The sequence below is a fragment of the Escherichia sp. TW14182 genome, assembly GCF_000208525.1.
GTDB classification, from domain to species: Bacteria; Pseudomonadota; Gammaproteobacteria; order Enterobacterales; family Enterobacteriaceae; genus Escherichia; species Escherichia ruysiae.
Genome location: NZ_AEJZ01000144.1, coordinates 1 through 14,575, shown reverse-complemented (window position 1 = coordinate 14,575; position 14,575 = coordinate 1). Strand labels below are relative to the sequence as shown.

General features: G+C 54.3%; 10 protein-coding genes. 5 read left to right on the top strand and 5 right to left on the bottom strand.

The window, feature by feature from the left end; all coding sequences use genetic code 11:
- Positions 1-137: 137 nt before the first annotated feature.
- Positions 138-2,378, bottom strand: coding sequence for a siderophore enterobactin receptor FepA (gene fepA, locus EQY_RS0113090; protein WP_001034861.1), 2,241 nt, complete (start codon positions 2,376-2,378; stop codon positions 138-140).
- Positions 2,379-2,620: 242 nt separating this feature from the next.
- On the opposite strand from fepA, the gene fes reads away from it, so the two are divergent.
- The 4 genes from fes to wzz(fepE) all read left to right on the top strand — a co-directional run bounded on the left by fes (position 2,621) and on the right by wzz(fepE) (position 9,270).
- The gene (gene fes, locus EQY_RS0113085; protein ID WP_000217369.1) at positions 2,621-3,823 is read left to right on the top strand and encodes an enterochelin esterase; all 1,203 of its coding nucleotides are present in this window, start codon (positions 2,621-2,623) and stop codon (positions 3,821-3,823) included.
- A 2-nt stretch (positions 3,824-3,825) separates the two neighbouring features.
- Entirely contained in the window at positions 3,826-4,044 is a 219-nt protein-coding gene (locus tag EQY_RS0113080) for an MbtH family protein (RefSeq protein ID WP_000885809.1), read from the top strand.
- Positions 4,041-7,922, top strand: coding sequence for an enterobactin non-ribosomal peptide synthetase EntF (entF, locus tag EQY_RS0113075; protein WP_000077783.1), 3,882 nt, complete (start codon positions 4,041-4,043; stop codon positions 7,920-7,922). Before EQY_RS0113080 ends, entF begins: the two co-directional genes overlap by 4 nt.
- A gap of 214 nt (positions 7,923-8,136) precedes the next feature.
- Positions 8,137-9,270, top strand: a complete 1,134-nt coding sequence (gene wzz(fepE), locus EQY_RS0113070) for an LPS O-antigen length regulator Wzz(fepE) (RefSeq protein WP_000096753.1) — start codon at positions 8,137-8,139, stop codon at positions 9,268-9,270.
- Here wzz(fepE) and fepC read toward each other — a convergent pair.
- From fepC to fepD, 3 genes are read right to left on the bottom strand one after another with little or no spacing between them, the layout of a single operon-like run.
- Entirely contained in the window at positions 9,267-10,082 is an 816-nt protein-coding gene (gene fepC, locus EQY_RS0113065) for an iron-enterobactin ABC transporter ATP-binding protein (RefSeq protein WP_000140639.1), read from the bottom strand. The genes wzz(fepE) and fepC overlap by 4 nt on opposite strands.
- Complete coding sequence (fepG, locus tag EQY_RS0113060; protein ID WP_000640944.1) at positions 10,079-11,071, bottom strand: iron-enterobactin ABC transporter permease; 993 nt, start codon at positions 11,069-11,071, stop codon at positions 10,079-10,081. Before fepG ends, fepC begins: the two co-directional genes overlap by 4 nt.
- Positions 11,068-12,072: a Fe(3+)-siderophore ABC transporter permease gene (fepD, locus tag EQY_RS0113055; protein WP_024212566.1), complete on the bottom strand. Its 1,005-nt coding sequence runs from the start codon at positions 12,070-12,072 to the stop codon at positions 11,068-11,070. Before fepD ends, fepG begins: the two co-directional genes overlap by 4 nt.
- A 110-nt stretch (positions 12,073-12,182) precedes the next feature.
- Between fepD and entS the strand changes: the two genes are divergently transcribed.
- Entirely contained in the window at positions 12,183-13,433 is a 1,251-nt protein-coding gene (gene entS / locus EQY_RS0113050; protein WP_001041810.1) for an enterobactin transporter EntS, read from the top strand.
- An 80-nt stretch (positions 13,434-13,513) separates the two neighbouring features.
- Here entS and fepB read toward each other — a convergent pair whose 3' ends face one another.
- The gene (gene fepB, locus EQY_RS0113045) at positions 13,514-14,479 is read right to left on the bottom strand and encodes a Fe2+-enterobactin ABC transporter substrate-binding protein (protein WP_001234295.1); all 966 of its coding nucleotides are present in this window, start codon (positions 14,477-14,479) and stop codon (positions 13,514-13,516) included.
- Positions 14,480-14,575: the final 96 nt, after the last annotated feature.

Genomic DNA, 14,575 nt, shown 5'->3' with positions numbered 1-14,575 from the left:
GCCTGATGCGCTACGCTTATCAGGCCTACACTATCCTGCAATATATTGAATTGGCAAGATTTTTGTAGGCCGGATAAGGCGTTCACGCCGCATCCGGCATGAACGACGCGCACTTTGTCAACAATCTGACGTTAGCATCAGAAGTGAGTGTTTACGCTCATATACCACGTACGTCCCGGTTCGTTATAGGTATACGCCCCGGCACCGGCAATATAGTTGGCTCCTGCCAAATCACCTGTGGTCTGGGCATTACCCGCACGCCACAAACGCTTGTCGAACAGGTTGTCCACGCCGCCGGTCAGACTGACGTTCTTCGTCACATCCCAGGTCGCGCTCAGGCCAACAATGCTGTACGGACTGATTTCTTTGGTTTCCGGCCCAACCGCTGGCTGGCCTTTGTAGTTGTACTTCTTCGGTTGCTGCTTGCCGTACCAGGTGAAGGTTGTTTGCATCGACAAATCTTCCCGCGCCTGCCAGCTCAGCGTTGAGTTCAACGTATACTCCGGGATGATCGACAAACGGTCGCCCGTGGTTTTGTTTTCACTCTTCAGCATGTAAGTGATGTTGTTGGTCCACATCACCGTTTCGCTAACCGGTACGTTTAACGATCCTTCCAGACCTTCAACCACCGCTTTCGGCACGTTATCCCACTGATAGAGGTCAGTGCCGACTGCGTTTTGCCCTACAGCCACATAGCCCGCTTCAATCTTATTGCGATAATCGTTACGGAACCAGGTGACGCCCGCCAGCCAGCCGTCGCGTTTGAACTCCAGACCAATCTCCTTGTTGATACTGGTTTCCGCTTTCAGGTCATCATTACCTTGCAGATAGCAGCCGCCCGCGCTGGCATAGCAACCCTGACCTTTACTGTAGAGAATGTAGTTCGGGTTAGTCTGGTACAGACTCGGCGCTTTATAAGCACGGGCAATGCCCATTTTCAGCGTGAAGTCATCGCCTAAACCTTGCGATATGTTCAGCGCCGGGCTCCAGTTATTGCCGACTATACTGTGATGATCGAAACGCAGCCCCGGTGTCACGATGGTGCTGTCAGTCAGCTCCATGTTGTTTTCGGCAAACAGCGAGAAAATTTCTGCTTTTGAATACGGGCTACGGTCGGTGGCACTCACACCATCAATAGCACCGCCGGTATTCGTCCCGGTCAGCGCCTGGGTGTTGGAACTCAAGTCCTTCATCCGCTGCTGATTCCACTCCGTACCCAGCGTCAGCGTCTGGTTAACGAGGAAATCAATCGGCAGGTTAACTTCGCTGTGCAGCATCACGTCATCGAGATCAATATCGACGAAATCCTGCGTCGCTTTTTCGTTAAATTTCCCTTCGGTGCCGCCCGCCAGACCTTCCGGAATACGCGAGTTACGAGTGTGTTCGTACTGCACCCAGTTACTGGTGGTAACACCGTTATCCCAGCCACCGTTCCAGGTCAGTGAGTAATTCTGGCGATACAGACGGTTGGTTTCATCGCCGTATTTAGAGCGGGTATAAGCGTCGGAGTTGGTGTTCTGGGTATCGCCTGCATACAGGTTGCCCTGGCGGCTGTAACCCGCTTCCAGTTCCAGCGATTGCAGAGGCGCGAAGTCCCAACGAACTACGCCGTTAATATCTTTGTTGATCACCCCTTCGCGCCCGGCTGGTAGGGTAGTTGCATAGGTTCCGGCACGCGCGGACTGATGACCCTGGTTAATATCCCACGCATCGGCCTGGGTTTTGTCGAGATTGCCATACAAGCGGAAGCTGAATTCGTCGCCCAGCGGACCGGTCAGGCTGAAGTTGGTGCGTTTGGTGGCACCTTCCTCTTTATGTTCTGGCGCATTGAAATAAGCGTCCCAGGAACCGTGCCACTCACCACTGCCTTTTTTGGTAATGATGTTAACCACGCCGCCCGCCGCGCCGTTGCCATAACGCGCAGCTGCCGGACCACGCAGAACTTCAATACGTTCAATCATTTCAGGTGGCACCCAGGAAGTATCACCACGGGTATCGCGCTCTCCACGCCAGCCCTGACGCACCGAGTTACGGCTGCTTACCGGTTTGCCGTCAATTAAAATCAGCGTGTTTTCCGGCCCCATGCCGCGAATATCAATCTGGCGGTTATTACCGCGCTGACCACTGGTGGAGTTACCGGTCAGGTTAACGCCTGGCATGGTACGGATGATCTCCGATACATCGCGGGCAACCGGATTTTTGCGGATTTCATCTGCGGTGATGGTCGAAACGCCAGGCGCCTGCAAGTTCTGCTCGGCGGCGGTAACGACAATGGTATCGTCATGTGAAACAGGGGGATCGGTTGGCTCTTGTGCCTGCGCTACCCCATAAATCCCCAGGTTGACCAACAAGGCCAGGGAATGAATCTTCTTGTTCATTGTTTTATTCCTGCATTTTTGCCACGAATTGCAACTGTCGGGCATGGTCGTCATCAGCATGACGCATCCCGCTACCGCGAAAACCTTTGATCCTGAAAGACACGCAGTGCAGTTGGTTAATTAATGTCCGCGCTTGACATGGCGCGCCAATACGCTATTGCAAATGCAAATAGTTATCAATAATATTATCAATATATTTCTGCAATCAATGAAAAATTGCACAGTAAACATGGGGTTATGGTGTGACGGTGTTAAATGTGGGAAATGAGAGCTGGTGGCAGTCGAAACATGGCCCGGAATGGCAGCGTCTTAATGACGAAATATATCAGGTCACTTTCTGGTGGCGTGACCCTCAAGGTTCTGAAGACCGCTCGACGGTGAAGCGCGTATGGGTTTACATCACTGGCGTTACCGATCACCATCAGAACAGCCAGCCCCAGTCGATGCAGCGAATTGCAGGCACCAACGTCTGGCAGTGGACGACACAACTCAATGCCAACTGGCGCGGCAGCTACTGTTTTATTCCCACCGAACGCGATGACATTTTTTCTGCACCATCACCCGATCGCCTCGAATTACGCGAAGGTTGGCGAAAACTATTACCCCAGGCGATAGCCGATCCGCTGAATCCGCAAAGCTGGAAAGGAGGGCGAGGGCACGCTGTTTCCGCACTCGAAATGCCGCAAGCGCCGCAGCAACCCGGCTGGGATTGTCCGCAAGCCCCCGCTAACTCAGCGAAAGAAATAACCTGGAAAAGTGAACGGTTGGGAAATTCACGTCGTGTATGGATTTTTACCACCGGCGATACGCCAGTCGAGGAGCGTCCGTTAGCTATTCTGCTCGATGGTGAATTTTGGGCGCAAAGTATGCCCGTCTGGCCTGCGTTGACTTCGCTGACCCGTCGTCAGCAGCTTCCTCCCGCCGTGTATGTGTTGATTGACGCCATCGACACCGCGCACCGTGCCCGCGAACTGCCGTGTAATGCGGATTTCTGGCTGGCAGTACAGCAAGAGTTACTGCCGCTGGTGAAAACGATCGCCCCTTTTAGCGATCGCGCCGATCGCACCGTGGTCGCCGGGCAGAGTTTTGGTGGGCTTTCCGCGCTGTATGCCGGACTGCACTGGCCTGAACGCTTTGGCTGTGTATTAAGCCAGTCAGGATCGTACTGGTGGCCGCATCGGGGCGGGCAGCAAGAGGGCGTGTTACTTGAAAAGCTAAAAGCTGGTGGAGTTAGCGCCGAAGGTCTGCGCATTGTTCTGGAGGCGGGGATTCGTGAGCCGCTGATCATGCGAGCCAATCAGGCGCTGTATGCGCAACTATATCCCATAAAAGAATCCATTTTCTGGCGTCAGGTTGACGGCGGACATGATGCGCTTTGTTGGCGCGGTGGCTTGATGCAGGGGCTAATTGACCTCTGGCAACCGCTTTTCCATGACAGGAGTTGAATATGGCATTCAGTAATCCCTTCGATGATCCGCAGGGCGTGTTTTACATTTTGCGCAATGCGCAGGGGCAATTCAGTCTGTGGCCGCAACAGTGCGCGTTACCGGCAGGCTGGGACGTTGTGTGTCAGCCGCAGTCACAGGCGTCCTGCCAGCAGTGGCTGGAAGCCCACTGGCGTACTCTGACACCGGCGAATTTTACCCAGCAGCAGGAGGCGCAATGAGCCAACATTTACCTTTGGTCGCCGCACAGCCCGGCATCTGGATGGCAGAAAAACTGTCAGATTTACCTTCCACCTGGAGCGTGGCGCATTACGTTGAGTTAACCGGAGAGGTTGATGCGCCATTACTGGCTCGCGCGGTGGTTGCCGGATTAGCACAAGCGGATACGCTACGGATGCGTTTTACGGAAGATAACGGCGAAGTCTGGCAATGGGTCGATGATGAGTTGACGTTCGAACAGCCAGAAATTATCGACCTGCGTACCAACATTGATCCACACGGAACTGCGCAGGCATTAATGCAAACTGATTTGCAACAAAATCTGCGTGTCGATAACGGTAACCCACTGGTCTTTCATCAGCTGATACAGGTGGCGGATAACCGCTGGTACTGGTATCAGCGTTATCATCATTTGCTGGTTGATGGTTTCAGTTTTCCGGCAATTACCCGCCAGATCGCCAATATTTACTGTGCATGGCTGCGTGGCGAACCAACGCCTGCTTCGCCGTTTACGCCTTTCGCTGAAGTGGTGGAAGAGTACCAGCAGTATCGGGAAAGCGAGGCCTGGCAGCGTGATGCGGCATTCTGGGCGGAACAGCGTCGCCAACTGCCGCCGCCTGCGTCACTTTCTTCTGCACCTTTAGCGGGGCGCGGCGCCTCGGCAGATATTCTGCGCCTGAAACTGGAATTTACCGATGGGGAATTTCGGCAGCTGGCAGCACAACTGCCGACCGTACAACGTACCGATTTAGCTCTCGCGCTGGCGACCTTATGGCTGGGGCGATTGTGCAACCGCATGGACTACGCTGCCGGATTTATCTTTATGCGTCGAATGGGGTCGGCGGCGCTTACGGCGACCGGTCCCGTGCTCAACGTTTTGCCGTTGGGTATTCACATTGAGGCGCAAGAGACACTGCCTCAGTTGGCTATCCGCCTGGCGGCTCAACTGAAAAAAATGCGCCGTCATCAACGCTACGATGCCGAACAGATTGTCCGTGACAGCGGGCGAGCGGCAGGTGATGAACCGCTGTTTGGTCCGGTACTCAATATCAAGGTATTTGATTACCAACTGGATATTCCTGGTGTTCAGGCGCAAACCCATACACTGGCAACCGGTCCGGTTAATGACCTTGAACTGGCGCTGTTCCCGGATGAACACGGTGGTTTGAGTATTGAGATTCTCGCCAATAAACAGCGTTACGATGAGCCAACGTTAATTCAGCACGCCGAACGGCTGAAAATGCTGATTGCGCAGTTCGCCGCGAATCCGGCGCTGTTGTGCGGCGATGTCGATATTATGCTGCCAGGTGAGTATGCACAGTTGGCGCAGATCAACGCCACACAGGTAGAAATCCCTGAAACCACGCTGAGCGCGCTGGTGGCAGAACAAGCGGCAAAAGCACCGGATGCACCGGCGCTGGCAGATGCGTATTACCAGTTCAGCTATCGGGAAATGCGCGAGCAGGTGGTGGCGCTGGCGAATCTGCTGCGTGAGCGCGGCGTTAAACCTGGCGACAGCGTGGCGGTGGCGCTACCGCGCTCGGTCTTTTTGACCCTGGCACTACATGCGATTGTTGAAGCAGGTGCGGCCTGGCTACCACTGGATACGGGTTATCCGGACGATCGTCTGAAAATGATGCTGGAAGATGCGCGTCCGTCGCTGTTAATCACCACCGACGATCAACTGCCGCGCTTTAGCGATGTTCCCAATTTAATAAGCCTTTGCTATAACGCCCCGCTTACTCCACAGGGCAGTGCGCCGCTGCAACTTTCACAACCGCACCACACGGCTTATATCATCTTCACCTCTGGTTCCACCGGCAGGCCGAAAGGGGTGATGGTCGGGCAGACGGCTATCGTTAACCGCCTGCTGTGGATGCAAAATCATTATCCGCTTACAGGCGAAGATGTCGTTGCCCAAAAAACACCGTGCAGTTTTGATGTCTCGGTGTGGGAGTTTTTCTGGCCATTTATTGCGGGGGCGAAACTGGTGATGGCTGAACCAGAGGCGCACCGCGATCCGCTCGCTATGCAGCAATTCTTTGCCGAATATGGCGTAACGACCACGCACTTTGTTCCCTCAATGCTGGCGGCATTTGTTGCTTCGCTGACGCCGGAAACCGCTCGCCAGAGTTGCGCGACGTTGAAACAGGTTTTCTGTAGTGGTGAGGCCTTACCGGCTGATTTATGCCGCGAATGGCAACAGTTAACCGGTGCGCCGTTACATAATCTGTATGGCCCGACGGAAGCTGCGGTGGACGTTAGCTGGTATCCGGCTTTTGGCGAGGAACTGGCACAGGTACGCGGCAGCAGTGTGCCGATTGGCTACCCGGTGTGGAACACGGGGCTGCGTATTCTTGATGCGATGATGCATCCGGTGCCGCTGGGGGTGGCGGGTGATCTCTATCTCACCGGCATTCAACTGGCGCAGGGGTATCTGGGACGACCCGATCTGACAGCCAGCCGCTTTATTGCCGACCCTTTCGCCCCCGGTGAGCGGATGTACCGTACCGGAGACGTTGCCCGCTGGCTGGATAACGGCGCGGTGGAGTACCTCGGGCGCAGTGACGATCAGCTAAAAATTCGCGGGCAGCGTATCGAACTGGGCGAAATCGATCGCGTGATGCAGGCGCTGCCGGATGTCGAACAAGCCGTTACCCATGCCTGTGTGATTAACCAGGCGGCAGCAACCGGCGGCGACGCTCGCCAGTTGGTAGGATATCTGGTGTCGCAATCAGGTTTACCGCTGGATACCAGCGCATTGCAGGCGCAGTTGCGCGAAACCTTGCCACCGCATATGGTGCCCGTGGTTCTGCTACAACTTCCACAGTTGCCACTTAGCGCCAATGGTAAGTTGGATCGCAAAGCCTTACCGTTGCCTGAACTGAAGACACAAGCGCCGGGGCGTGCGCCGAAAGCGGGCAGTGAAACGATTATCGCCGGGGCGTTCTCGTCATTGCTGGGTTGTGACGTGCAGGATGCCGACGCTGATTTCTTCGCGCTTGGCGGTCATTCGCTACTGGCAATGAAACTGGCGGCGCAGTTAAGTCGGCAGTTTTCCCGCCAGGTGACGCCGGGGCAGGTGATGGTTGCGTCAACCGTCGCCAAACTGGCAACGATTATTGATGGTGAAGAAGACAGCACCCGGCGCATGGGATTTGAAACAGTTCTTCCGCTGCGTGAAAGTACGGGGCCGACGCTGTTTTGTTTCCATCCGGCGTCCGGTTTTGCCTGGCAGTTTAGCGTGCTCTCGCGTTATCTCGATCCACAATGGTCGATTATCGGCATTCAGTCGCCGCGCCCTCATGGCCCCATGCAGAAGGCTGCAAACCTGGATGAAGTCTGCGAAGCGCATCTGGCAACGTTACTTGAACAACAACCTCACGGTCCTTATTACCTGCTGGGTTATTCACTTGGCGGTACGCTGGCGCAGGGCATTGCGGCGCGGTTGCGTGCCCGTGGCGAACAGGTGGCATTTCTTGGCTTGCTGGATACCTGGCCGCCAGAAACGCAAAACTGGCGGGAAAAAGAGGCTAATGGTCTGGATCCGGAAGTGCTGGCGGAGATTAACCGCGAGCGCGAGGCCTTCCTGGCGGCACAGCAGGGAAGTACTTCAACGGAGTTGTTTACCACTATTGAAGGCAACTACGCTGATGCTGTGCGCCTGCTGACGACTGCTCATAGTGTACCGTTTGATGGTAAAGCCACGCTGTTTGTTGCCGAACGCACACTTCAGGATGGTATGAGTCCTGAACGCGCCTGGTCGCCATGGGTAGCTGAGCTGGATATTTATCGTTTAGATTGTGCGCATGTGGATATTATCTCGCCAGGGGCGTTTGAAAAAATCGGGCCAATTATTTTGGCGACGCTAAATAAATAACTTTATCTTAAATAAAATCCATAATTATTATAAATGATTGTGGATTTTATTATTTATTATTATGATGAATCCTCAGTTGCTTCTCTGAAAACACGCTTAATGTTGTGTTCGGTGAGGGGAATTTACAAAGTTCAGCTTCGGATAATTCTTGCTAACTGATAAAGTGAGCGCCGTGGAGATTTAATCTTATTGGACTCATTTCAGGTCATATCGCATGTCATCACTGAATATTAAGCAGGGAAGCGATTCTCATTTTCCCGATTATCATCTGGCATCGCCCAGTAATAATGAAATTGATTTACTTAAACTTATCGAAGTTTTGTGGTACGCAAAAACGCGGGTAATCGCGGTGGCCTTAACCTTTGCCTGTATCGGGTTACTGGTGTCTTTCATTCTGCCGCAAAAGTGGACCAGCTCGGCAGTCATCACGCCCGCAGAGGCTATTCAGTGGCAAGATCTGGAGAAAACCTTCACCAAACTGCGGGTGTTGGGACTTGACGTGAATATTGATCGTGGTGATGTATTTAATCTGTTTATCAAAAAGTTTCAGTCTGTTAGTTTGCTGGAAGATTATCTGCGTTCGTCACCGTATGTCATGGATCAATTAAAAGAGGCGAAAATCGATGAACTGGATTTGCATCGCGCTATTGTCGCATTGAGCGAAAAAATGAAAGCGGTTGATGACAACGCCAGTAAGAAAAAAGATGAGCCTGCGTTGTATACCTCCTGGACATTAAGTTTCACCGCACCCACCAGTGAAGAAGCGCAGACAGTATTGGCTGGTTATATCGATTATATCTCGACGTTGGTGGTGAAAGAGTCGCTAGAAAACATACGTAATAAACTGGAAATCAGAACCCAGTTTGAAAAAGAAAAACTGGCTCAGGATCGCATTAAAACGAAAAACCAGCTTGATGCAAATATTCAGCGGCTCAATTATTCACTGGATATTGCCAATGCGGCAGGAATTAAAAAGCCTGTTTACAGTAATGGTCAGGCTGTTAAAGATGACCCTGATTTTTCTATTTCTCTCGGCGCAGACGGTATTGAACGTAAACTTGAAATTGAAAAATCAGTCACCGATGTTGCGGAACTGAACGTTGAATTACGTAATCGTCAATATCTTGTCGATCAATTAACAAAAGCAAATGTCAACGATGTAAATTTTACGCCGTTTAAATATCAGTTGCGTCCGACTTTGCCGGTGAAAAAAGACGGTCCGGGCAAAGCAATTATCGTGATCCTTTCCGCGTTGATCGGCGGTATGGTTGCTTGTGGCAGTGTGCTCTTGCATCATGCAATGGCATCCAGAAAACAGGATGCCATGATGGAAGATCGGTTAGTTTAAATCACGGCGGTTGACGGTGCCGTTCGTCCGAGCGGCACCACTAACGGTGTTCCTGCTACCGGATCATCAATAATCATGCAGCGCAAACCGTAAATACGCTCGATCAGTTCAGCAGTGACAATCTCTTTCGGCGCTCCCTGAGCGACAATTTTTCCTTCCCGCAGCGCAATCAAATGGCTGGCGTAGCGACAGGCCTGATTAAGATCGTGCAGCACCGCCGCCAGCGTATAGCCTTTCTCGCGGTTCAGTTCGCTCAATAATTCCAGTAGATCAATCTGATGACTGATATCCAGCCAGGTGGTCGGCTCGTCGAGCAGCATAATTGCCGTTTCCTGTGCCAGCACCATGGCAATCCACGCTCGCTGCCGTTGCCCACCGGAAAGGGTGTCCACGCTTTGATTCGCCAGATGAGTAATGCCCGTGGCCTGCATCGCTTTCATTACCGCTTCTTCATCTTCTTTGCGCCAGCGGGTAAACAGCGGTTGATGCGGGTAACGCCCACGCGCCACCAGCTCCTGCACGGTGATATCGCCCGGCGTGGTGGCATTTTGCGCCAGCAAGCCAATCCGGCGTGCGACCTCTTTACTGGCGTAATGTTGAATGTGCTCGCCATCCAGCCAGACATGCCCGTGAGCAGGCGTCATCAGGCGGCTTAAGGTACGCAGTAACGTGGATTTACCGCAGCCATTTGGCCCGATAATTGCCGTGAAGTGACCGTCAGGAATTTCTACAGTAAGATTTTCCGCGACGGTATATTTGCCATATCCCAGGGTTAACTGTTCGCCGCGCAAACGGGCTACTGATTCGGTCATTTTTTGCGAGACTCCTGAATTAACAAGACGATAAGGTAAATACCGCCGAGACTGACGGTAACGACGCCAACCGGAAGTTGATACGGCATAAACAGTTGCTGAGCGCAGAGATCGGCCGCCAGCAGTAACAACGCCCCGCACAGCGCCGCCTGAGTTAGCCCCCAGCGAGCAGTGCCGCTAATGCGTCGGGCAATGTGCGGTGCAACCAGCGCGATAAAGGAAATTGGCCCCGCCAGGGCAGTGGCAGCTGCGGTAAGTATTACGGCGACCAGCATCATTAACAGACGCGAGCGTTCGACGCTGACGCCCAGTGCGCAGGCGGTGTCATCGCCCATCTCCAGCAAGCGCATCCGCCTTACCAGCAAGGCGGCGGCAATGAGCATCAATATAATAATGGGTGCGGAGGGCGAGGTTTTTGCCCACGTCAGGCCATTGAGCGATCCGGCATTCCACAACCCCGCTGTTAGCGCCGTTTCTAAAGACGCTTTCAGCAGCAGCCAGGTATTAAAGGCCACCAGCATGGCGCGAACGCCGATGCCGATAATAATCAATCGAAAGGTGTCGATGCCGTTACGCCAGGCAAGCAGCCAGACCAGTAGAGAAGTGGCAATGCCGCCCGCCATTGCTGCCAGCGCGATAGCTGTCAGATCCTGACCAAACAGTACCATCGCCACCAGTACGCCGCTCCACGCCCCGGTGTTAAAGCCCATCACATCCGGACTGCCGAGTGGGTTACGCATCAGCGACTGAAAAATCGCACCGCTGACGCCCAGCGCCGCGCCAATCAACAGCGCCATCAGCACGCGCGGTAAACGCCATTCGGTGACCACCATCGTCATACTGCGTGGGGCGTCACCCATCAGCGCGGCGAATACCTGCGACGTTTCCAGCATGACGGCACCGCTACGTAATCCCCAGATACCTGCAACTACACAGGCGGAAACCAGCAGCAAACAGGTGATGATTAATCGGCGAGAGACGTAAATCATGCGCCACCTCGCGTTTTACGTCGGACAAGAAAGATCAACACTGGTGCGCCAATAAAGGCGCTGACTACAGAAACGCGCAGCTCGCCGGGCACAATCACACGCCCGATGATATCGGCAAACAGCAGCAGGGCAGGGGTAGCAAGTAGCGTGACGGGGAGTGACCAGCGATGATCGGCACCCACCAGCCAGCGCGCCATGTGCGGCATCATCAGGCCAATAAAGGCAATCGGGCCAACTACCGCTGTCGCACTACCACAAAGCACGGTAATCGCCAGCAGACCAATTAACTGTGTGCGCGCCACGCGACTGCCCAGCGCCGTCGCGGTGTCGCTGCCGAGGCTTAAACTGTTCAGTGCGCGGCTCAGTAATAGCGCGGTTGCTCCGGCGATCAGCACCGGGATCAGCACCACTTTTAAGGTATGTAGATTGCGAATATCCAGCGAACCGGCTTGCCAGAAACGCAGTTGATCGTAGACGTCAGGATTAAGCAGGGCGATGCCGCTGGTCAGCCCTTCCAGCACCGCCGCCAGCGCCACGCCCGCCAGGGTTAAACGCACCGGACTTAACTGCCCGCCGCCCTGGCTGCCGGTAAAGGCAACAATCAACGAGGCCACCAGCGCCCCGGCGAAGGCCATCGCCAGTTGTTCCTGTGCGGAAGAGTAACCAAACAGCGCCGCACCCAGCACAATGGCAAAGCTGGCTCCGGCGTTCACGCCAAGCAAGCCGGGGTCGGCAAGTGGATTTCGGGTGAGGGTTTGCATCAACGCCCCGGCAAGGCCAAGCGCGCCGCCTGCAAGTAAACCGGCAAGGGTGCGCGGCAGTCGCGCGTCGAGCACGATGGTGCAGTCGGCGCTCTGACAGGTGCCGGAGAGGGCCTCCAGCACTAAGGAAGCGGGGAGTGATTTTGCCCCAATGAGCAGGCTTAATGCCGTCGCGATAATCAGTAATAACAGCAATCCGGGCACGGCAATGGCGCGTGTCACGGCAACAGAACCAGACATACGAACTTCCATGATAATGAAATTAATTATCGTTATCGATCTTATTTGGATATGTTAGCATGTGCAGCCTAAGAATAGGTATTTAAAATATTTGATGGCAAGGCATTGTAATGAATAAACAATCCTGGCTGCTTAACCTCAGCCTGTTGAAAACGCACCCGGCGTTTCGCGCAGTATTCCTCGCTCGTTTTATCTCAATTGTGTCTCTGGGTTTGCTCGGCGTCGCGGTGCCGGTGCAGATCCAGATGATGACGCATTCTACCTGGCAGGTGGGGCTTTCGGTGACGCTCACCGGCAGCGCGATGTTTGTTGGCCTGATGGTTGGCGGCGTGCTGGCGGATCGCTATGAGCGCAAAAAAGTGATTTTGCTGGCGCGCGGCACCTGTGGCATTGGCTTCATTGGACTGTGCCTGAACGCGCTGCTGCCGGAGCCGTCATTGCTGGCAATCTATTTACTTGGTTTATGGGATGGTTTTTTCGCATCGCTTGGCGTTACGGCGCTACTGGCGGCGACACCTGCACTGGTAGGGCGTGAAAACTTAATGCAGGCCGGGGCGATCACCATGTTGACCGTGCGCCTGGGTTCGGTGATTTCGCCCATGATTGGCGGTTTATTGCTGGCGACCGGTGGCGTGGCCTGGAACTACGGGCTGGCGGCGGCGGGAACGTTTATTACCCTGCTGCCGTTGTTAAGCCTTCCGGCGCTGCCACCGCCACCGCAGCCGCGTGAGCATCCGCTGAAATCGCTTCTGGCAGCGATTCGTTTTCTGCTCGCCAGCCCGCTGGTGGGGGGAATTGCGCTGCTGGGGGGGTTATTGACGATGGCGAGTGCGGTGCGGGTACTGTATCCGGCGCTGGCTGACAACTGGCAGATGTCGGCGGCACAGATTGGTTTTCTCTATGCGGCGATCCCGCTCGGTGCGGCTATTGGCGCGTTAACCAGCGGGAAGCTGGCACATAGCGCGCGACCAGGGTTATTGATGCTGCTCTCCACGCTGGGATCGTTCCTCGCCATTGGTCTGTTTGGCCTGATGCCGATGTGGATTTTAGGCGTGGTTTGTCTGGCGCTGTTCGGCTGGCTGAGCGCGGTTAGTTCGTTGCTGCAATATACAATGCTGCAAACGCAAACCCCGGAAGCGATGTTAGGGCGGATTAACGGTTTGTGGACGGCGCAAAACGTGACGGGAGATGCCATAGGCGCGGCGCTGCTGGGCGGTTTGGGAGCGATGATGACACCGGTTGCTTCCGCAAGCGCGAGCGGTTTTGGTTTGTTGATTATCGGCGTGTTGTTGTTGCTGGTGCTGGTGGAGTTGCGACGTTTTCGCCAGACGCCGCCGCAGGTGACAGCGTCCGACAGTTAGCTAAAGGTGCATTTTCCCCTCACCCTAACCCTCTCCCCAAAGGGGCGAGGGGACTGTTAGTGCTCTAATTGTATGTTTTATCAATCTTTTTTAAACAGTGAATTAAGTCTGTCCAGCACTTGCATGGCGCTGTAGTAATCCAGGCGGAACGTCTCGGTTCCCAGCGCATAAACCTGCTTGTTTTGTACTGCGGGCAGGTGCGCGAGCAGCGGATTAGCATAAATAGCATCGGCATCTTTCTGATCACCGGCAAACAGGAATAGTGATTCGCCATTTAACCCTGCAGCCAGATTTTCCCCACCAAGCTGAATGATGTCATGGCGTTTGCCCTGGCTTTGGCTGGCGTTTAAGCCTGCGGGCAACTTCGCCAGCGTAAAGCCGAGTTGTTCCAGCATTTGCCCTTGTGCTGATTCCGGCGTCCAGAGATTGGCACTGTGTGCAGCGGCAGTATAGACAATGGCAGTGACCGGCTGCGGCGGTAATTTGATTTGCTCTTTCGCCGCCGCTAGTTGCTTATCAAACTGCGCAATCCGCTCTGTCGCTTGTTTCTCATGTCCGGTAATTTCGCCAAGCTGCGTTAACAGCGACTGCCAGCTTTTGTCGTCGTAATTGATGATTAATGTCGGGGCGATGGTGGAAAGCTGATCGTACAGCGCCAGCGCCGAATTACCGCCGGTTGCGCTAATTAAAATCAGATCCGGCATTTGCGCGGCAACGGCTTCGGCGCTCGGTTCGCCGATATAGAGCCGTTGCAGTTTGCGTTCTTTCGCCACCTTGCTCCACTGGCGTAAAAAGCCCTGGTCATCCGCTACGCGGTTATTTGGCGTGGTCGCGCCGCTGGCGATCACCGGAGCATCAATCGCCAGCAGTGAGCCGGTCAAGGTGACGCTGGTGGAAACAATACGCTGCGGCTGGCTTTCCAGGGTATGAGTGCCACGGCTGTCAGTAATCTGACGCGGCCAGTCGGCGGCCTGAACGGCGGCTATTCCTGAAAGCAAAATTCCTGTTAATAGAAGGGCGTTGCGGTAGAGCGGGGCGAGTCTCACAAATCAGCTTCCTGTTATTAATAAGGTTAAGGGCGTAATGACAAATTCGACAAAGCGCACAATCCTTCCCCTCGCCCCTTTGGGGAGAGGGTTAGG